Source organism: Streptomyces sp. NPDC088254 (assembly GCF_044740925.1).
In the GTDB taxonomy this organism is placed as follows: Bacteria; Actinomycetota; Actinomycetes; order Streptomycetales; family Streptomycetaceae; genus Streptomyces.
Window position 1 is genome coordinate 107,424 of sequence record NZ_JBIURQ010000015.1, and the last position, 17,407, is coordinate 124,830.

Annotated in this window: 19 protein-coding genes and 5 tRNA genes; 18 read left to right on the top strand and 6 right to left on the bottom strand. The window is 71.1% G+C overall.

The window, feature by feature from the left end; translation table 11 throughout:
• The first annotated feature begins 86 nt into the window (after positions 1-86).
• The 8 genes from ACIOC0_RS36040 to ACIOC0_RS36075 all read left to right on the top strand — a co-directional run bounded on the left by ACIOC0_RS36040 (position 87) and on the right by ACIOC0_RS36075 (position 3,778).
• The gene (locus tag ACIOC0_RS36040; RefSeq protein WP_402160456.1) at positions 87-872 is read left to right on the top strand and encodes a fumarylacetoacetate hydrolase family protein; all 786 of its coding nucleotides are present in this window, start codon (positions 87-89) and stop codon (positions 870-872) included.
• Positions 865-2,349, top strand: a complete 1,485-nt coding sequence (gene gltX, locus ACIOC0_RS36045) for a glutamate--tRNA ligase (RefSeq protein WP_402160457.1) — start codon at positions 865-867, stop codon at positions 2,347-2,349. Before ACIOC0_RS36040 ends, gltX begins: the two co-directional genes overlap by 8 nt.
• 74 nt (positions 2,350-2,423) lie before the next feature.
• The gene (locus tag ACIOC0_RS36050) at positions 2,424-3,155 is read left to right on the top strand and encodes an HAD family hydrolase (RefSeq protein WP_402160460.1); all 732 of its coding nucleotides are present in this window, start codon (positions 2,424-2,426) and stop codon (positions 3,153-3,155) included.
• 92 nt (positions 3,156-3,247) lie between these two features.
• Positions 3,248-3,319, top strand: a tRNA-Gln gene (locus tag ACIOC0_RS36055).
• 42 nt (positions 3,320-3,361) lie between these two features.
• Positions 3,362-3,434: transfer RNA gene (locus tag ACIOC0_RS36060), tRNA-Glu, on the top strand.
• A gap of 62 nt (positions 3,435-3,496) precedes the next feature.
• Positions 3,497-3,569, top strand: a tRNA-Glu gene (locus ACIOC0_RS36065).
• Positions 3,570-3,589: 20 nt separating this feature from the next.
• Positions 3,590-3,661, top strand: a tRNA-Gln gene (locus ACIOC0_RS36070).
• A 44-nt stretch (positions 3,662-3,705) separates the two neighbouring features.
• A tRNA-Glu gene (locus ACIOC0_RS36075) sits at positions 3,706-3,778 on the top strand.
• Positions 3,779-3,947: 169 nt separating this feature from the next.
• Here ACIOC0_RS36075 and ndgR read toward each other — a convergent pair.
• Positions 3,948-4,664 (bottom strand): IclR family transcriptional regulator NdgR, encoded by a 717-nt coding sequence (gene ndgR, locus ACIOC0_RS36080; protein ID WP_010984119.1) that lies wholly within the window; start codon positions 4,662-4,664, stop codon positions 3,948-3,950.
• A gap of 187 nt (positions 4,665-4,851) precedes the next feature.
• Here ndgR and leuC point away from each other — a divergent pair, with 187 nt between their 5' ends.
• The 4 genes from leuC to ACIOC0_RS36100 all read left to right on the top strand — a co-directional run bounded on the left by leuC (position 4,852) and on the right by ACIOC0_RS36100 (position 8,197).
• Entirely contained in the window at positions 4,852-6,282 is a 1,431-nt protein-coding gene (leuC, locus tag ACIOC0_RS36085; protein ID WP_352247190.1) for a 3-isopropylmalate dehydratase large subunit, read from the top strand.
• A 6-nt stretch (positions 6,283-6,288) separates the two neighbouring features.
• The gene (leuD, locus tag ACIOC0_RS36090) at positions 6,289-6,882 is read left to right on the top strand and encodes a 3-isopropylmalate dehydratase small subunit (protein WP_402160463.1); all 594 of its coding nucleotides are present in this window, start codon (positions 6,289-6,291) and stop codon (positions 6,880-6,882) included.
• A gap of 294 nt (positions 6,883-7,176) precedes the next feature.
• Positions 7,177-7,407 carry a hypothetical protein gene (locus tag ACIOC0_RS36095; RefSeq protein ID WP_130443196.1) on the top strand — a complete coding sequence of 77 codons (231 nt, stop codon included), beginning with the start codon at positions 7,177-7,179 and terminating at the stop codon, positions 7,405-7,407.
• 136 nt (positions 7,408-7,543) lie between these two features.
• A complete protein-coding gene (locus ACIOC0_RS36100; protein WP_402160465.1) occupies positions 7,544-8,197 on the top strand; it encodes an HU family DNA-binding protein in 654 nt (217 codons plus the stop codon).
• A 120-nt stretch (positions 8,198-8,317) separates the two neighbouring features.
• Here ACIOC0_RS36100 and ACIOC0_RS36105 read toward each other — a convergent pair whose 3' ends face one another.
• Both ACIOC0_RS36105 and cofC read right to left on the bottom strand, forming a co-directional pair.
• Complete coding sequence (locus tag ACIOC0_RS36105; protein ID WP_130443192.1) at positions 8,318-8,521, bottom strand: hypothetical protein; 204 nt, start codon at positions 8,519-8,521, stop codon at positions 8,318-8,320.
• 9 nt (positions 8,522-8,530) lie between these two features.
• Positions 8,531-9,169, bottom strand: coding sequence for a 2-phospho-L-lactate guanylyltransferase (cofC, locus tag ACIOC0_RS36110; protein ID WP_402160468.1), 639 nt, complete (start codon positions 9,167-9,169; stop codon positions 8,531-8,533).
• 156 nt (positions 9,170-9,325) lie between these two features.
• Between cofC and ACIOC0_RS36115 the strand changes: the two genes are divergently transcribed.
• From ACIOC0_RS36115 to ACIOC0_RS36125, 3 genes are all read left to right on the top strand, one after another.
• Entirely contained in the window at positions 9,326-10,192 is an 867-nt protein-coding gene (locus ACIOC0_RS36115) for a lysophospholipid acyltransferase family protein (protein WP_402160471.1), read from the top strand.
• A complete protein-coding gene (locus tag ACIOC0_RS36120; protein WP_402160474.1) occupies positions 10,189-11,199 on the top strand; it encodes an NAD(P)H-dependent glycerol-3-phosphate dehydrogenase in 1,011 nt (336 codons plus the stop codon). Before ACIOC0_RS36115 ends, ACIOC0_RS36120 begins: the two co-directional genes overlap by 4 nt.
• 83 nt (positions 11,200-11,282) lie before the next feature.
• A complete protein-coding gene (locus tag ACIOC0_RS36125; RefSeq protein ID WP_402160476.1) occupies positions 11,283-12,440 on the top strand; it encodes a D-alanine--D-alanine ligase family protein in 1,158 nt (385 codons plus the stop codon).
• Between the two features lie 16 nt (positions 12,441-12,456).
• Here the strand turns inward: ACIOC0_RS36125 and ACIOC0_RS36130 are convergent, their stop codons facing one another.
• Both ACIOC0_RS36130 and ACIOC0_RS36135 read right to left on the bottom strand, forming a co-directional pair.
• Positions 12,457-12,930, bottom strand: a complete 474-nt coding sequence (locus tag ACIOC0_RS36130) for a DUF3515 domain-containing protein (RefSeq protein WP_402160478.1) — start codon at positions 12,928-12,930, stop codon at positions 12,457-12,459.
• Positions 12,931-12,950: 20 nt separating this feature from the next.
• Positions 12,951-13,184 (bottom strand): Lrp/AsnC family transcriptional regulator, encoded by a 234-nt coding sequence (locus ACIOC0_RS36135; protein WP_130443182.1) that lies wholly within the window; start codon positions 13,182-13,184, stop codon positions 12,951-12,953.
• A 205-nt stretch (positions 13,185-13,389) separates the two neighbouring features.
• On the opposite strand from ACIOC0_RS36135, the gene ACIOC0_RS36140 reads away from it, so the two are divergent.
• Positions 13,390-14,355 (top strand): thiamine-phosphate kinase, encoded by a 966-nt coding sequence (locus tag ACIOC0_RS36140; RefSeq protein ID WP_351095874.1) that lies wholly within the window; start codon positions 13,390-13,392, stop codon positions 14,353-14,355.
• Positions 14,352-15,149, top strand: coding sequence for a bifunctional hydroxymethylpyrimidine kinase/phosphomethylpyrimidine kinase (gene thiD / locus ACIOC0_RS36145; protein WP_402160482.1), 798 nt, complete (start codon positions 14,352-14,354; stop codon positions 15,147-15,149). The genes ACIOC0_RS36140 and thiD overlap by 4 nt, the downstream gene beginning before the upstream one ends.
• 100 nt (positions 15,150-15,249) lie before the next feature.
• Here thiD and rpmB read toward each other — a convergent pair whose 3' ends face one another.
• Entirely contained in the window at positions 15,250-15,435 is a 186-nt protein-coding gene (gene rpmB / locus ACIOC0_RS36150) for a 50S ribosomal protein L28 (RefSeq protein ID WP_003993230.1), read from the bottom strand.
• 256 nt (positions 15,436-15,691) lie between these two features.
• On the opposite strand from rpmB, the gene ACIOC0_RS36155 reads away from it, so the two are divergent.
• On the top strand, positions 15,692-17,407 hold the full coding sequence (locus ACIOC0_RS36155) for a DAK2 domain-containing protein (RefSeq protein ID WP_402160690.1): 1,716 nt from the start codon (positions 15,692-15,694) through the stop codon (positions 17,405-17,407).

Consider the following 17,407-nt stretch of genomic DNA (forward strand, 5'->3'; position numbering starts at 1 on the left):
TCAAGGGCGTCCCCGGCCGGGGACGCCCTTCCGCGTTAGCCTGGACCGTCAGACTCCCGCCAGCTCAGCAAGGGGCCAACCAACCCGTGCGCATCGCCAGGTTCTCCATCGACGGGAACGTCGCCTTCGGCGCGGTCGAAGGCGACAAGCCGGACGAGCTCGTCCTGAACATCATCAAGGGCATCCCGTTCGCGGAACACGAGCTCTCCGGCACCAGGGTGCCGATGAGCAAGGTCCGGCTGCTCCCGCCCGTGCTGCCCAACAAGGTCGTGGCCTTCGGCCGCAACTACGCCGAGCACGCGCGTGAACTGGGCCACGACGTCCCCGACGCCCCGTTCGCTTTCTTCAAGCCGTCGACCTCGGTCATCGGGCCCGGCGACAACATCCAGTACCCGCCGTTCTCCGAGGAACTGCACCACGAGGCCGAGCTCGCCGTCGTCATCGGCCGCATGTGCCGCGAGGTCCCGCGCGAACGCGTCGCCGACGTCATCCTCGGCTACACCTGCGCCAACGACGTCACCGCGCGTGACGTCCAGCGGCGCGAGAAGCAGTGGGCCAGGGCCAAGGGCTTCGACAGCTCCTGCCCGCTCGGCCCGTGGGTGGAGACGGACCTGGACCTGAAGGCCGCGTCCGACCTCACCGTCCAGCTCACGGTCAACGGCCGGCAGCGGCAGCTCGGCCGCACCAGCGAGATGATCCACCCCATCGAGGATCTGATCGTCAACATCACCGAGGCCATGACGCTGCTCCCCGGCGACGTGATCCTCACGGGCACCCCGGCAGGGGTCGGCCCCCTCAACGTCGGCGACGAGGTCGCCGTCACCATCGAAGGCATCGGCACTCTCACCAACAAGGTTGTCAAGCGTGGCTAGCGCACCCGGCTCCCCCGTACGCGTCCGTTTCTGTCCCTCGCCCACCGGTAACCCCCATGTGGGCCTGGTCCGCACCGCCCTGTTCAACTGGGCGTTCGCCAAGCACCACCAGGGCACCCTGGTCTTCCGCATCGAGGACACCGACGCCGCCCGCGACTCCGAGGAGTCCTACGAGCAGCTGCTCGACTCGATGCGCTGGCTGGGCTTCGACTGGGACGAGGGCCCCGAGGTCGGCGGCCCGCACGCGCCGTACCGCCAGTCGCAGCGCATGGACCTCTACAAGGACGTCGCGCAGAAGCTGCTCGACGCCGGCCACGCCTACCGCTGCTACTGCTCCCAGGAGGAGCTGGACACCCGCCGCGAGGCCGCCCGGGCCGCCGGCAAGCCGTCCGGCTATGACGGCCACTGCCGTGAGCTGACCGCCGCCCAGGTCGAGGAGTACCAGGCCCAGGGCCGCGAGCCGATCGTCCGCTTCCGCATGCCCGACGAGGCGATCACCTTCACCGACCTGGTCCGCGGCGAGCTGACCTTCACCCCGGAGAACGTCCCGGACTACGGCATCGTCCGCGCCAACGGCGCCCCGCTCTACACGCTGGTCAACCCGGTCGACGACGCCCTGATGGAGATCACCCACGTCCTGCGCGGCGAGGACCTGCTCTCCTCCACCCCCCGCCAGATCGCCCTCTACAAGGCGCTGATCGAACTGGGCGTCGCCAAGGGCATCCCGGCCTTCGGCCACCTGCCGTACGTCATGGGCGAGGGCAACAAGAAGCTCTCCAAGCGTGACCCGCAGGCGAGCCTGAACCTCTACCGGGAGCGCGGCTTCCTCCCCGAGGGGCTGCTCAACTACCTCTCCCTGCTGGGCTGGTCGCTCTCGGCCGACCAGGACGTCTTCTCCACCGACGAGATGGTCGCGGCCTTCGACGTCACGGACGTCAACCCCAACCCGGCCCGCTTCGACCTCAAGAAGTGCGAGGCGATCAACGCCGACCACATCCGGCTGCTCGACGTGAAGGACTTCACCGAGCGCTGCACCCCGTGGCTGAAGGCCCCGTTCGCGCCCTGGGCGCCGGAGGACTTCGACGAGGGCAAGTGGCACGCGATCGCCCCGCACGCGCAGACCCGGCTGAAGGTCCTCTCCGAGATCACCGACAACGTCGACTTCCTCTTCCTCCCCGAGCCGGTCTTCGACGAGGTGAGCTGGGCCAAGGCGATGAAGGAGGGCAGCGAGGCCCTGCTGCGCACCGCCCGCGAGAAGCTGGAGTCGGCCGACTGGACGTCCGCCGAGTCCCTCAAGGAGGCCGTCCTCGCGGCCGGCGAGGCCCACGGCCTCAAGCTCGGCAAGGCCCAGGCCCCGGTCCGCGTCGCCGTCACCGGCCGCACGGTCGGCCTGCCCCTCTTCGAGTCCCTGGAGATCCTGGGCAAGGACAAGACCCTGACCCGCATCGACGCGGCCCTGGCCAGGCTGGCGTCGTAACGCGCACCACGTGAGGGGCGGTGTCCGGAAAGAGCCCGGGCGCCGCCCCTCACGCACGCGCTACCGTCGAGGCCATGACGATTCGCGCGGTTGTCTGGGACGTCGACGACACCCTCTTCGACTACACGAGCGCCGACCGGGAGGGCATGCGCAGGCATCTGGACGTCGAGGGACTCCTGGCCGCGTACGACACCCCCGAGGCCGCCGTCGTCCGGTGGCGGGAGGTCACCGACCGGCAGTGGCGGCGTTTCGAGGCGGGCGAGGTCACCTTCGAGGGGCAGCGCCGCGACCGGGTGCGGGTCTTCCTGGGCCGTGAGATGACCGACGCGGAGGCCGACGTCTGGTTCCGGCGTTACATGGATCACTACGAGGCGGCCTGGGCGCTCTTCCCCGACGTGCTGCCCGTCCTGGACGCCCTCGCCACCAGCCACCGCCACGCCGTGCTCTCCAACTCCAGCATCCACGTCCAGGACCGCAAGCTGCGCGTCCTCGGCGTGCACGACCGCTTCGAGGCGATCCTGTGCGCGGCCGAACTCGGCGTCGCGAAACCGCAGGCCGCCGCGTTCCTCGCGGCCTGCGAGGCGCTCCGGCTGCCCCCGCACGAGGTGGCGTACGTCGGCGACCACCCGGAGATCGACGGCCAGGGCTCCGCCGACGCCGGCCTGCTCTCCGTGTGGGTCGACCGCCACGGCGGCACGGCCACCGTCGAACTCCCCTCCGGGCGGCACCGCATCGCCGACCTGTCCGAACTCCCGGCGATCCTCGGCGCGGATACCCGTTTTGGAGCGCAGTCCACCTTCGGGTAATGTTCCTTCTGCGCCGCCGGGGAGCGGGCCGAAAAGGCCGGAACCCGGGGGAGCGAACTAGAACAAGATCCCTTCCGGGGTCGGCGTTCCAGTGGCCTATGGTGTAATTGGCAGCACGACTGATTCTGGTTCAGTTAGTCTTGGTTCGAGTCCAGGTAGGCCAGCTCGCAGAGCTCATCTGCACCAGTGGAGATCTGCTCCACGAAGCCCCCGTTGTGTAGCGGCCTAGCACGCTGCCCTCTCAAGGCAGTAGCGCCGGTTCGAATCCGGTCGGGGGTACAGATCCTTCCCGCGGGGAGAGTTCGGGTAGCTCCCGCTCACCTCGATGCAGGATCGCTAGGGCCCCCGTTGTGTAGCGGCCTAGCACGCCGCCCTCTCAAGGCGGTAGCGCCGGTTCGAATCCGGTCGGGGGTACAAACTGGTCTAAACCACATTGGTCTATGGTGTAATTGGCAGCACGACTGATTCTGGTTCAGTTAGTCTAGGTTCGAGTCCTGGTAGACCAGCTCGGATCTGCGGCGGTGCCGTTTTGGACGCCTGCAAGATCCTCGCCCCCGTTGTGTAGCGGCCTAGCACGCCGCCCTCTCAAGGCGGTAGCGCCGGTTCGAATCCGGTCGGGGGTACAAGACAGCGGCTCCCCACCTCAGCTGAGGCGGGGAGCCGCTCGCGTTGTGCGACGGACAAGGCCGGTTCGCGGGACGCCGCCGCCCCGAGCGCGTCATGTGATCGTTCCTCCGTGGCCCGCCGCGGCGTTGAGGCCGGCCCCGGAGGAACGTGGTTCTGGCTTTCCGGTCAGCCCGTGCGGCGCAGCGCCTCCGAGAGGCGGCCCGCCGCGTCGATGACGGCCTGCGCGTGCATCCGCCCCGGGTGGCGGGTCAGACGCTCGATGGGGCCGGACACCGAGACGGCGGCCACGACCCGGTTGGAGGGGCCGCGCACGGGCGCGGAGACGGACGCCACGCCCGGCTCGCGCTCGCCGATCGACTGGGCCCAGCCCCGCCGCCGTACGCCCGACAGGGCCGTCGCCGTGAAGCGGGCGCCCTGCAGTCCGCGGTGCAGGCGCTCGGGCTCCTCCCAGGCCATCAGGATCTGCGCCGAGGAGCCCGCCTTCATCGTGAGCGTCGAGCCGACCGGGACCGTGTCCCGAAGGCCGGACAGGCGCTCCGCCGCGGCCACGCAGATCCGCATGTCGCCCTGGCGGCGGTAGAGCTGCGCGCTCTCGCCCGTCACATCGCGCAGGTGGGTGAGCACCGGGCCGGCGGTCGCGAGCAGACGGTCCTCGCCCGCGGCGGCGGCCAGTTCGGCAAGCCGCGGACCGAGGATGAACCGGCCCTGCATGTCGCGCGCCACCATGCGGTGGTGTTCCAGTGCCACGGCCAGCCGGTGGGCCGTGGGTCGTGCCAGTCCGGTCGCCGCGACCAAGCCCGCGAGGGTGGCCGGACCGGACTCCAGAGCGCTCAGGACGAGGGCTGCCTTGTCCAGAACGCCGACGCCGCTACTGTTGTCCATGAAACGATATTCCCGTCTCACTCTGTGAAACGCAAGTTCAATTTTCAGTGAGACGCGCAACCCTTGGACCTACAGCGGCCCGCAGACCAACGGGCCCGGCGGCGAGCGCCCGGGGACCGGGACAGGGTGCCGCCTCCACAAGATCTCTAGTTGGGCCGGGCGACTTCCGCCGGCCGGAGGGAAAGCGATGGGTAGGACACTCGCGGAGAAGGTCTGGGACGACCACGTCGTCCGGCGCGCCGAGGGCGAGCCCGACCTCCTCTTCATCGATCTGCACCTGCTGCACGAGGTGACCAGCCCGCAGGCCTTCGACGGACTGCGCCAGAACGGCCGGCCGGTGCGCCGCCTCGACCTCACCATCGCGACCGAGGACCACAACACTCCGACCCTCGACATCGACAAGCCCATCGCCGACCCGGTCTCCCGCGCCCAGCTGGAGACCCTGCGCAAGAACTGCGCCGAGTTCGGCGTCCGGCTGCACCCGCTCGGCGACGTCGAGCAGGGCGTCGTCCACGTCGTCGGACCGCAGCTGGGGCTGACCCAGCCGGGCATGACCGTCGTCTGCGGCGACTCCCACACCTCCACGCACGGCGCGTTCGGCGGACTGGCCTTCGGCATCGGCACCTCGCAGGTCGAGCATGTGCTGGCCACCCAGACGCTGCCGATGACCCGCCCCAAGACCATGGCCATCACGGTCGACGGCGAACTGCCCGAGGGCGTCACCGCCAAGGACCTGATCCTGGCGATCATCGCCCGCATCGGCACCGGCGGCGGCCAGGGTTACGTCCTGGAGTACCGCGGCTCCGCCATCGAGAAGCTCTCGATGGAGGCCCGGATGACCATCTGCAACATGTCGATCGAGGCCGGCGCCCGGGCCGGCATGATCGCCCCCGACGAGACGACCTTCGCCTACCTCGAGGGCCGTCCGCACGCCCCGAAGGGCGAGGACTGGGACGCGGCCGTCGCGTACTGGAAGACCCTGAAGACCGACGACGACGCCGAGTTCGACGCCGAGGTCGTCATCAAGGCATCCGAACTGTCGCCGTTCGTCACCTGGGGCACCAACCCCGGCCAGGGCGCGCCGCTTTCGGCGGATGTCCCCGACCCCGCTTCGTACGAAGACGCTTCGGAGCGCTTCGCCGCCGAAAAGGCCCTGGAATACATGGGGTTGGAGGCCGGGCAGCCGCTGCGCTCGATCAGCGTGGACACCGTCTTCGTAGGCTCCTGCACCAACGGCCGTATCGAGGACCTGCGGGCCGCCGCCGACATCGTCCGGGGCCGTAAAGTCGCCGACGGCGTACGGATGCTGGTCGTCCCGGGCTCCGCGCGCGTGGGTCTGCAGGCCGTCTCCGAAGGCCTGGACGTCGTCTTCAAGGACGCCGGCGCCGAATGGCGGCACGCGGGCTGCTCGATGTGCCTCGGCATGAACCCCGACCAGCTGGCCCCGGGAGAGCGCTCCGCGTCCACCTCCAACCGCAACTTCGAGGGCCGGCAGGGCAAGGGCGGTCGTACGCACCTGGTGTCGCCGCAGGTCGCCGCGGCCACCGCGGTCCTGGGCCACCTGGCCTCCCCGGCCGACCTGTCCGACGACGCCCCCGTCACGCCCGCTGGAGTCTGATCAGTCATGGAAGCATTCACCACGCACACCGGCCGGGCCGTCCCGCTGCGCCGTTCCAACGTCGACACCGACCAGATCATCCCCGCCCACTGGCTCAAGAAGGTGACCAGGGACGGGTTCGAGGACGGGCTGTTCGAGGCCTGGCGCAAGGACGAGTCGTTCGTCCTCAACCGCCCCGAGCGGCAGGGTGCGACCGTGCTGGTCGCCGGCCCCGACTTCGGCACCGGCTCCTCCCGCGAGCACGCCGTGTGGGCGCTGCAGAACTACGGCTTCAAGGCCGTGATCTCCTCCCGCTTCGCCGACATCTTCCGCGGCAACTCGCTGAAGAACGGCCTGCTCACGGTGGTCCTGGAGCAGAAGACCGTGGACGCGCTGTGGGAGCTCACCGAGAAGGACGCGACCGCTGAGGTCACCGTGGACCTTGAGGCGCGTGAGGTGCGCGCCGAGGGCATCACCGCCCCCTTCGAGCTGGACGAGAACTCCCGCTGGCGGCTGCTGAACGGGCTGGACGACATCTCCATCACCCTGCGCAACGAGGCCGACATCGCCGCCTACGAGGCCAAGCGCCCGTCGTACAAGCCGCGGACGCTCACGGTCTGATCCGCAAGGACCCCTCAGGGGGCTGTCCCGGCGCCGCCCGTCGGCAGGGGCGAGATCCGGCCACCGCGAAACCCTTCCGTACCCCCGATCACTCCGATCGGGGGTACGGCCGTTTTCGTCGTCGTACACCTCGGCGAGTCTTCGCGGTTCCTCCCAACTTCCCACGTTAAGCAGGTGGTTGCCGGGGTACGCGAGGTGTGTGGACGCGATCTCCGCAGTCGCCCGGACGGCTGTCCCAGGCGGCAGTTGCCCCCTGGGCGGGCGACAACTCGCCCCAGATGGCACAATCTGTGCATGGAACACGACGGCCAACTCCAGCTCTATACGGCGGTCGCGAACCAACTCAAGGAAGCGCACTCACGAGTGCGCGCACTGCAAGTCCCGGAGGGCGTACGGATGGCGCTGGCCCGGAAGCTGCTGGTCATTACGGCCGCGGCCAAGCACGATCTCGCCGATGCGACAAGGCGGCTGGAGCGGTTCATGGCGGACCTCGATCAGGGACGAATGCCTGAAGAGGAGCGCTGATCGCCTCCGGAGCAGCCGATTTCGTTGCGGCACAAGGGTGATTAGCCCGTTTCGTGTTTGATTTGCGGTATATATCTGCCTAACGTGCGAAAAAGCTTGAACACTTTCGTTCTGGCGAGGTTCCGAAGGGGAAGACGTGAACAAGGCGCAGCTCGTAGAAGCGATTGCCGACAAGTTGGGCGGCCGCCAGCAGGCCGCCGACGCGGTCGACGCGGTCCTGGACGCCATCGTCCGCGCGACCGTCGGCGGGGACCGGGTCTCGGTCACCGGCTTCGGTTCGTTCGAGAAGGTCGACCGTCCGGCGCGATACGCCCGCAACCCCCAGACGGGCGAGCGGGTTCGGGTCAAGAAGACGTCCGTGCCGCGCTTCCGCGCCGGCCAGGGCTTCAAGGACCTGGTGAGCGGCTCGAAGAAGCTCCCGCGCGGCGGCGAGGTCTCCGTCAAGAAGGCTCCCAAGGGCAGCCTGAGCGGCGGTGCCACGGCGACGGTCAAGAAGGCCGCCGCGAAGAAGGCCACCACCAAGGCCGCCGCGAAGAAGACCACCCCCGCGAAGAAGACGACGGCCGCCGCGAAGAAGACCTCGGCCGCCAAGAAGACGACCGCGAAGAAGACGACGGGCAAGACGGCCGCTGCCGCGAAGAAGACCGGCGCCGCGAAGACCGCCACCGCGAAGAAGACGACGGCGAAGAAGGCCCCGGCGAAGAAGGCGACCGCCGTCAAGGCCCCCGCCAAGAAGTCGACCGCGCGCAAGACCACCGCCAAGAAGACCACTGCCGCCCGCCAGGCGTAAGGGTTCAGGGGCACTCACACGCCGGGCCGGACTCCCTCGTGGAGCCCGGCCCGCGGCGTGTCCGCACGCGCGTCACGCCCCCCGCGAACCCGCGCCCCTGACGCTCCCGCCGGGCGCCGGTCAGAACGTCTGCAGCGTCACGAGCGTGATCCGCCGCGCGTCCCCCTCGCCCTCGGTCTCGATCCGCACCCGCTGACCGGGGCGCAGCAGCCTCAGCCCGCCCGCGTCGAACGCCGGCGCGTCGAAGGGAACCGGAGTGCCGTCGTCCAGCAGCACCTGTCCGCTGCGGCTGCCGGGGTCGTACGTGTACGCGGTGGCCTGCATGACGGCAGCCTACTGCCCGGGAATCAGCAGCCGCGCGGCCGCCGCGGCCGTGCGGGGGCCCACGCCCAGGGCCAGGGCGGCCCGCAGGTCCTCGCCGGTGTCCACGTCCTGGCGGACGGAATCCACCGCGTCGAGCCGGAGTTCCACCGCCCCGGAAACACGGTGGCGGTCCCGGGAATCCGGACCGAATGCGGGAAGCAATTCACCGTCCGGGCCGACGGCGAGAAGGGTCGTGCCGATTGCCGCGGCATCCGGGAGAAAAGCGCGCGGGAATTCAGCGGCCGCGTCCAGTACCCGCGCCAATTCCAGTGGACGCAGAGCCGGCAGATCGGCGTTCAGCGCCGCGAGCGCGCTCCGGGGACGCGCGGCCCGCACCAAGGCCGCCCCGTGCTCCAACGCGCCGTTCAGGCCGGTGCGCGGCTCGTCGGGGACGACGCGGGCGCCCAGCGCCGCCAGTTCACGCCCGGCCAGCACGTCGTCCGTGACGACCGCCACATCCCGCACCACCGGGCAGGCCAGCGCGGCCGCCACCGTGTCCTGGGCGAAGGCGAGGGCGAGTCCGGGGCGCAGTTCGCCGGCCGCGGTGTCCGCGAGCCTGCTCTTGGCCAGCGCCAGAGGCTTCACGGGTATGACCAAGTTCCACTGCACCGGTGTACCGTCCCTCTCTCGTCTCCGCCATTGTCACCCGGCCCCTCCGGCACGGCCTCGGTCGGGGCGTACGGTGTTCTCGACAGAGAGGCGGCCTGGGGCGACACTTGTGCGGCCCCCAGGCGCCGTAGGGAAGTCCTAGAGGAAGGTGTCCGCGTGCCCCGCCGCAGAATCGGGTTCTGGTACCGCTTCGCTGCGGTCCTGTGCAAACCGCCCTTGGTGGTACTGATCAAGCGGGACTGGCGCGGAACGGAGCACATCCCGGCCGAGGGCGGATTCATCACCGCGGTGAACCACAATTCGCACGTGGATCCCTTCGCCTACGCGCACTACCAGTACAACACCGGACGAGTGCCGCGATTCCTGGCGAAGAGCGGGCTGTTCAAAAAGGGGTTCGTCGGCGCCGCGATGCGCGGCACCGGGCAGATCCCCGTCTACCGCGAGAGCACCGACGCCCTGAGCGCCTTCCGCGCCGCGATCGATGCGGTGGAGCGCGGCGAGTGCGTCGCCTTCTACCCCGAGGGCACCCTCACCCGCGACCCGGACGGCTGGCCGATGACCGGCAAGACCGGCGCCGCGCGCGTGGCCCTGCAGACCAGGTGCCCGGTGATCCCCGTCGCGCAGTGGGGCGCCAACGAACTGCTGCCGCCCTACGCGAAGAAGCCCAACCTCTTTCCCCGCAAGACCCACCACGTCCTCGCGGGCCCGCCCGTGGACTTGGCGCGGTTCTACGGCAAGGAGATGACTCCCGAGCTGCTGAAGGAGGCGACGGAGGTCATCATGGCCGCCGTCACCCGCCAGCTGGAGGAGATCCGCGGCGAGAAGGCGCCCGCCACGCCCTACGACCCGCGCCGGGAGCGGATCGAGCAGCGCCGCCGTACCCAGGAGGAGCGGCCGCCGGAGGCGACGCAGGCTCAGCAGACGCCGGCTCCGGCATCGGTACCCGCACCGGCACAGACGAAGACGCCCGCACCGACGCAGACCGGTCGGCCGGCCGTCCGAGAAGGGGAGAACGGCACGTGAGCAAGCCCGTCAAGGCGGCCGTGTTCGGCACCGGATCCTGGGGCACCGCCTTCGGGCGGGTCCTCGCCGACGCGGGCTGCGAGGTGACGTTGTGGGCGCGCCGCGCCGAGCTCGCCGACACGGTCAACTCCACGCGGACCAACCCGGACTACCTGCCCGGCGTCGAGCTCCCCGCCAACCTGCGGGCCACCGCCGACGCCGCCGAGGCCGCGCGGGACGCCGACTTCACCGTCCTCGCGATCCCCTCGCAGACCCTGCGCGACAACCTCGCCGAATGGCGCCCGCTGCTCGCCCCGCACACCGTCCTCGTCTCCTTGATGAAGGGAGTCGAGCTCGGCACGACCATGCGGATGAGCGAGGTGATCGAGGACGTCGCCAAGGTGGCCCCCGAACGCGTCGCCGTGGTCACGGGACCCAACCTCGCCAAGGAGATCGCCTCCCGGATGCCGGCGGCGGCCGTGGTCGCCTGCGTCGACGAGCCCGTCGCGCAGCGGCTCCAGACCGCCTGCCACACCCCGTACTTCCGCCCCTACACCAACACCGACGTCGTCGGCTGCGAACTGGGCGGCGCGGTGAAGAACGTCATCGGGCTCGCCGTCGGCATCGCGGACGGCATGGGCCTCGGCGACAACGCCAAGGGCTCCCTGATCACCCGCGGCCTCGCCGAGACCACCCGCCTCGGTCTCGCGATGGGCGCGGACCCGCTCACCTTCTCCGGACTCGCCGGTCTCGGCGACCTGGTGGCGACCTGTTCCTCGCCGCTGTCGCGCAACCACACCTTCGGCACCAACCTCGGCAAGGGCATGACCCTCCAGGAGACCATCGCCGTCACCCGGCAGACCGCCGAGGGCGTCAAGTCCTGCGAGTCCGTGGCGGATCTGGCCCGCCGGCACGGCGTCGACATGCCCATCACCGAGACGGTCGTCGACATCGTGCACGAGGGGAAGCCCCCCGTGGTCGCGCTCAAGGAGCTGATGTCGCGCAGCGCGAAGCCCGAACGACGCTGAGCGACCCCCCCGAGGGACCCTGAGCGACCCCCCGGGAGTCGACGCTGTGTCCGGGCACCGCCACCGGGTACTCTCAACCCGATATGAGCACCGAGAACCTCCCCCAGAGCCCCGGCCAGCCCGCCCGCAAGCCGCGCGTGGCCGTCGTGTTCGGCGGGCGCAGCTCCGAGCACGGGATCTCCGTGGTCACCGCGGGCGCCGTCCTCAAGGCCATCGACCGGACCGAGTACGAGGTCCTGCCGATCGGCATCACCCGGGACGGCCGCTGGGCGCTCACCGTCGACGCGCCCGAACGCATGGCGATCACCGAGCGTCGGACGCCCAGCGTGGAGGAGCTCGCGGAGTCGGCGGAGGGCGGCGTCATCCTCCCCGTCGACCCGGCCAACCGCGAAGTCGTCTACAGCGAGCCCGGATCGGTGCCCAAGGCGCTCGGCGAGGTCGACGTCGTCTTCCCGGTGCTGCACGGCCCCTACGGCGAGGACGGCACCCTTCAGGGCCTGCTGGAGCTCTCCGGCGTCCCCTACGTCGGCTCGGGCGTGCTCGCCTCCGCCGTCGGCCAGGACAAGGAGTACATGAAGCGGGTGTTCACCTCCTTCGGGCTCAAGGTCGGCCCGTACGTGGTGATCCGCCCCCGGGAGTGGCGGCAGGACGAGTCCGCCGCCCGCAAGAAGATCGTCGACTTCGCCGGCGAGCACGGCTGGCCGCTCTTCGTGAAGCCCGCGCGAGCGGGCTCCTCCATCGGCATCACCAAGGTCGACGACCTCGCCGGACTGGACGAGGCGATCGCCGAGGCGCAGAGCCACGACCCGAAGATCCTCGTCGAGGCGGCGCTGCGGGGCCGCGAGATCGAGTGCGGGGTGCTGGAGTTCGAGGACGGCCCGCGCGCCTCCGTCCCGGCCGAGATCCCGCCGCCGGACGCGCACGCGTACTACGACTTCGAGGCCAAGTACATCGACTCGACGCCGGGGATCGTGCCCGCGCCGCTGACCGACGAGGAGACCGCCGAGGTGCGGCGGCTCGCGGTGGACGCCTACGAGGCCGCCTCCTGCGAGGGCCTCGTGCGCGCGGACTTCTTCCTCACCGAGGACGGCGAGTTCGTCATCAACGAGATCAACACCATGCCCGGCTTCACGCCGATCTCGATGTACCCGCAGATGTGGCAGGCCAGCGGCGTCGGCTACCCCGAGCTGGTCGAGCGGCTCATCCAGGCGGCGCTGCGCCGCTCCACGGGACTGCGCTGACCGTCGCGGCTCGAAGTCAGTCGGCGATCCCTTCGGGGATCGCCTTCTTGACGGCCGGTGCGAGGTCCACCAGCGCGGCCGCCCCGTCCCCGGAGGGCACCGAGACCTCGACGTACGCCCGCCGCAGAGCGGTGGTGCACCGGTAGCCGCCGTCCCCCTGCTTCTGCATCAGCCAGGCCACGCCGTCCACCTCCCCGGAGTCGGCGTTCGTATCGTCCATCTCGGCGGGCCGCTCGACACCGCAGCGCAGTATGATCGCCGGGTCCCCCCAACCCGCGGTCAGCGCAGACGCGGGTCCGGGATCCCGGCGGTCACGTCCGTCCACCTTCGACGGCAGCGCCCTGTCGAGGTTCCGGCACAGTTCCACGACCTTCGCGGAAGGGCTGGGAACCGCGACCGAGGCGCTGTCGTCTGCCGAGGAGCAGCCCGCGGCCGCGCAGAGCAGAGCGAGGACCGGCAGGCCACTGAGCCGGCGACGGAAAAGATTCACCGGCCAAGCGTAGACGGGGGCTACAGATGCACGACCGGGCAGGTCAAAGTTCGCGTGATCCCGTCCACCTGCTGGACCTTGGCGACCACCATGCGGCCGAGATCGTCGACGGTGTCGGCCTGGGCCCGCACGATCACGTCGTAGGGACCCGTGACGTCCTCGGCCTGGACGACGCCGGGGATCTTGCCGATCGACTCGGCGACGGTCGACGCTTTACCGACGTCCGTCTGGATCAGGATGTACGCCTGTACCACGGAACCTCCAGGGCGGCCACGAGGATCATGTGGGGAAAAGGAACGCCACGGTATCGCGTCGTAGCTCGCCACGGGGAGACCCGCGGGGAGCGCGACTCGCGCGCCGGGGTGGGGGCAGGACAGAAGTTGACGGCCACCTCGACCGTATCGAGGACACTGGTGACGCGCGACCGGGCAGGACAGCATCAGAAGGGGCGAAAGGTCAATGAAGGGCACTGTTGGTGAGCTCGGTGAGTTCGGGCTCATCAGGGAGCTCACCTCCCGTCTCACGACCTCCGCGGCGGTCCGGGTGGGCCCCGGCGACGACGCCGCCGTGGTCGCCGCCCCCGACCGGCGGGTCGTGGCCAGCACGGACATCCTGCTGGAGGGACGGCACTTCCGCCGGGACTGGTCCACCGCCTACGACGTCGGCCGCAAGGCGGCCGCGCAGAACCTGGCCGACATCGCCGCGATGGGCGCCGTCCCGACGGCGCTGCTGCTCGGCCTGGTCGTGCCCGCCGAACTGCCGGTCACCTGGCCCACGGAGCTGATGGACGGCCTGCGCGACGAGTGCCAGGTCGCCGGCGCCTCCGTGGTCGGCGGGGACGTCGTGCGCGGCGACACGATCATGGTGTCGATCACCGCGCTCGGCGATCTGCGCAACCAGGAGCCCGTCACCCGGGCCGGCGCGCAGCCCGGCGACCTGGTCGCGGTGACCGGCTGGCTGGGCTGGTCGGCCGCCGGGTACGCGATCCTCTCCCGCGGCTTCCGCTCGCCCCGCGCCTTCGTCGAGGCGCACCGCCGCCCCGAGCCGCCGTACCACGCGGGCCCCGCGGCCGCCGGGCTGGGCGCGACCGCGATGTGCGACGTGAGCGACGGGCTGATCGCCGATCTCGGGCACATCGCGGAGTCCAGCAAGGTCCGCATCGACATCCGGTCCGGCGCGATCGACATCCCCTCGCAGATGAACGACATCGGCCAGGCCGTCGGCGTCGACCCCATGCAGTGGGTGCTGACCGGGGGAGAGGACCACGCCATCGTGGCGACCTTCCCGCCGGACGTGAAGCTGCCGGCCCGCTGGAAGGTGATCGGCGAGGTCCTCAACCCGTCCGCGCTGCCCCAGGTGACGGTCGACGGCGCCCCTTGGACGAGCAAGGGCGGCTGGGACCACTTCGGGGACATGGAGTCATGAGCGCACCGCCCAGGGTGCTGACGGTCGCCGGCTCCGACTCCGGCGGGGGGGCGGGAGTTCAGGCCGACCTGAAGACGATGCTCGCGCTGGGCGTGCACGGCATGAGCGTGCTCACCGCCGTCACCGCCCAGAACTCCCTCGGCGTGCAGGGCGCGTGGGAGCTGCCGGCCGAGGCGGTGCGCGCCCAGTACCGCAGCGTGGTGGACGACATCGGCGTCCAGGCCGTGAAGACCGGCATGCTCGCCTCCGCCGAACTCGTCGAGACCGTCGCCGAGTTGCTCGCCGGCACGGACGCGCCGGTGGTCGTCGACCCGGTCGGCGTCTCCAAGCACGGCGACCCGCTGCTGGCGGCCTCGGCGCTGGACTCCGTCCGCGCGAAGCTGCTCCCGGCGGCGACCGTCGCCACCCCGAACCTGGACGAGGTGGCCCAACTGACCGGCGTGCGCGTCGAGTCGGAGGCCGATCTGCGGGAGGCGGCGCACGCCGTGCTGGCGTACGGGCCGCGGTGGGCCCTGATCAAGGGCGGGCATCTGGCCGGCCCCGCCGTGGACCTGCTGACCGACGGTGTCAGCGAGCACTGGCTGCGCGCCCCCCGGCACGACAACCGGCACACCCACGGCACGGGATGCACCCTCGCCTCGGCGATCGCGGCGCAGCTCGCCAAGGGCCGCCCGGTGCCGGAGGCGGTGACGGCGGCCAAGGAGTACGTCACCGGGGCGATCGCCGCCGGGTACGCGCTGGGCGGGGGCATCGGGCCGGTGGACCACGGCTGGAACCTCACCCGGGGCGGCTGACCGCCGTCCCGCCGGATCCGGATACAGCAAGAAGCCGGTCCACCCAGGGTGGACCGGCTTGATGCAGCGAACCGGCAGTGGCCGCGCGCTCAGCTGAGCGTCAGCGCGAGACCTTGCCGGCCTTGATGCACGAGGTGCAAGCGTTCACGCGCTTCGGCGTCCCGCCGACCACGGTACGCACGCGCTGGATGTTCGGGTTCCAGCGACGGGACGTACGGCGGTGCGAGTGCGAGATGTTGTTGCCGAAGCCCGGCCCCTTGCCGCAGACGTCGCAGTTGGCAGCCACGGGTCACTCCAAAGACTTCAGATGCACTTACGGTTGATCCCGGCATGCCGGGATCAAGATCGATGGGATCAGAGATCTGAGTGGCGGTGCCAGGGGATGGCCCGATACGGATCGGGCAACCGGAGCAGCATACAACGGCTGCGCCAGTACAACGAAACTACCATGGCTGCTCAGGGGCCCCGCCCCGGCCCGCTTCCGGCGGACACCCCTCCAAGGTCTACGCTGCGTGCCAGTCCAGCAGCTCAAGGAGGCCCAGGTGCCGCAGGTGCCGCAGACATTCGATGCTCTCGCGGTCCGCACCTGGTGCGGCCTGGCGCTGGGCGCGCTGGGACGCGCGCGTGAGGAGATCGACGCGATCAACGTCTATCCGGTCGCGGACGGGGACACCGGCACCAACCTCTATCTGACCGTCGAGTCCGCGGTGACCGCCGTGGAGGCCGTGTTCGCGGGACACGAGGCCGGGTCGGCCGGGAGTGGGGGCCGCGGCGTCCCCTCGCTCGCGGACGCGGTGCGCGCGATGGCGCACGGCGCGCTCATAGGCGCGCGCGGGAACTCCGGGACGATCCTGGCCCAGTTGCTGCGCGGCATGGCCCAGGTCCTCGCCGCCGAGGGTGAGAGGCTTCACACGGACGCCGGGGGGCTGCGCCTGGCGCTGCGGCACGCGGCCGATTCCGCCCGCCGGGCCGTGGCCCACCCCGTCGAGGGCACCGTCCTGTCCGTCGCCGCGGGGGCCGCCGATGCGGCCGGTGCGGCCGACGGCGACTGCGGGACGGTGGCCCGCGCGGCCTACCGGGGCGCGTGCGCCGCGCTCGCCGCGACCCCCGGCCAGCTGGCCGTCCTGGAGCGCGCCGGGGTGGTCGACGCGGGCGGGCGGGGCCTGGTGGCGGTGCTCGCGGCACTGGTGGAGACACTCACCGGGGAATCGCCGACGGCCCCTTTGGTCCCCTCCCGGGCCGTGCGCTCCCCGGACGCGCCGGACACCCCGCGCTCTCCGGCCGCCCCGGACTCCCTCGACTCCGAGGTCTGCGAGGACGGCCCCGAGGGCAGCGGCCCCGCCTTCGAGGTGATCTACCTGCTGGAGGCCGACGACACCGCCGTGGACCGGCTCCGCAGCCGGCTCGACGCCCTCGGCGACTCCCTCGTCGTCGTCGGCGGCGACGGACTGTGGAACGTCCATGTGCACGTCGACGACGCCGGCGCGGCCGTGGAAGCGGGCGTCGAGGCCGGCCGCCCGTACCGCATCCGCATCACGCACTTCGGCCTCGACGACGTGCACGCGCGCGGGGGCGAGCGGCCGCCCCGTGAGCGCGTCGAGCGGGCGGTCGTCGCCGTCGTGGAGGGCGAGGGCCTCGCGGGGCTGTACGCCGAGGCGGGCGCGACGACGGTCCTCGCGCGCCCGGGGGAGCCGCCCGCGAGCGGAGAGCTCGTCGAAGCCGTGCGACGGGCCCACGCGCGCGAGGTCGTGCTGCTGCCCAACGACGCCGACCTGCGTCACACCGCCGCCGCGGCGGCCGAGCAGGCCCGCACGGAGGGCATCCGGGTCGCCCTCATCCCGACCCGCTCCGCGGTCCAGGGGATCGCCGCGCTCGCCGTCCACCAGCCGGAGCGCCGCTTCGACGAGGACGTGGTCTCCATGACCTCGGCGGCCGGCGCCACCCGCTACGCCGAGATCACGGTGGCCGAACACCAGTCCTGGACCATGGCCGGCATCTGCCAGGCCGGCGACGTGCTCGGGCTCGTCGACGGCGACGTGGCCGTCATCGGCGCCGACGTCACCGCCACCGCCGAGACCGTCCTGAACCGCATGCTGTCGGCGGGCGGGGAACTGGTCACCCTGGTGCTCGGCGACGAGGCGCCCGAGGGCGTCGCCGAGCACCTTGAGGCACGGGTGCGGGAGGCGTACCTCGCCGTCGACACCGTGGTCTACCGGGGCGGCCGGCAGGGCGCACTGCTGCTGATCGGCGTCGAGTGA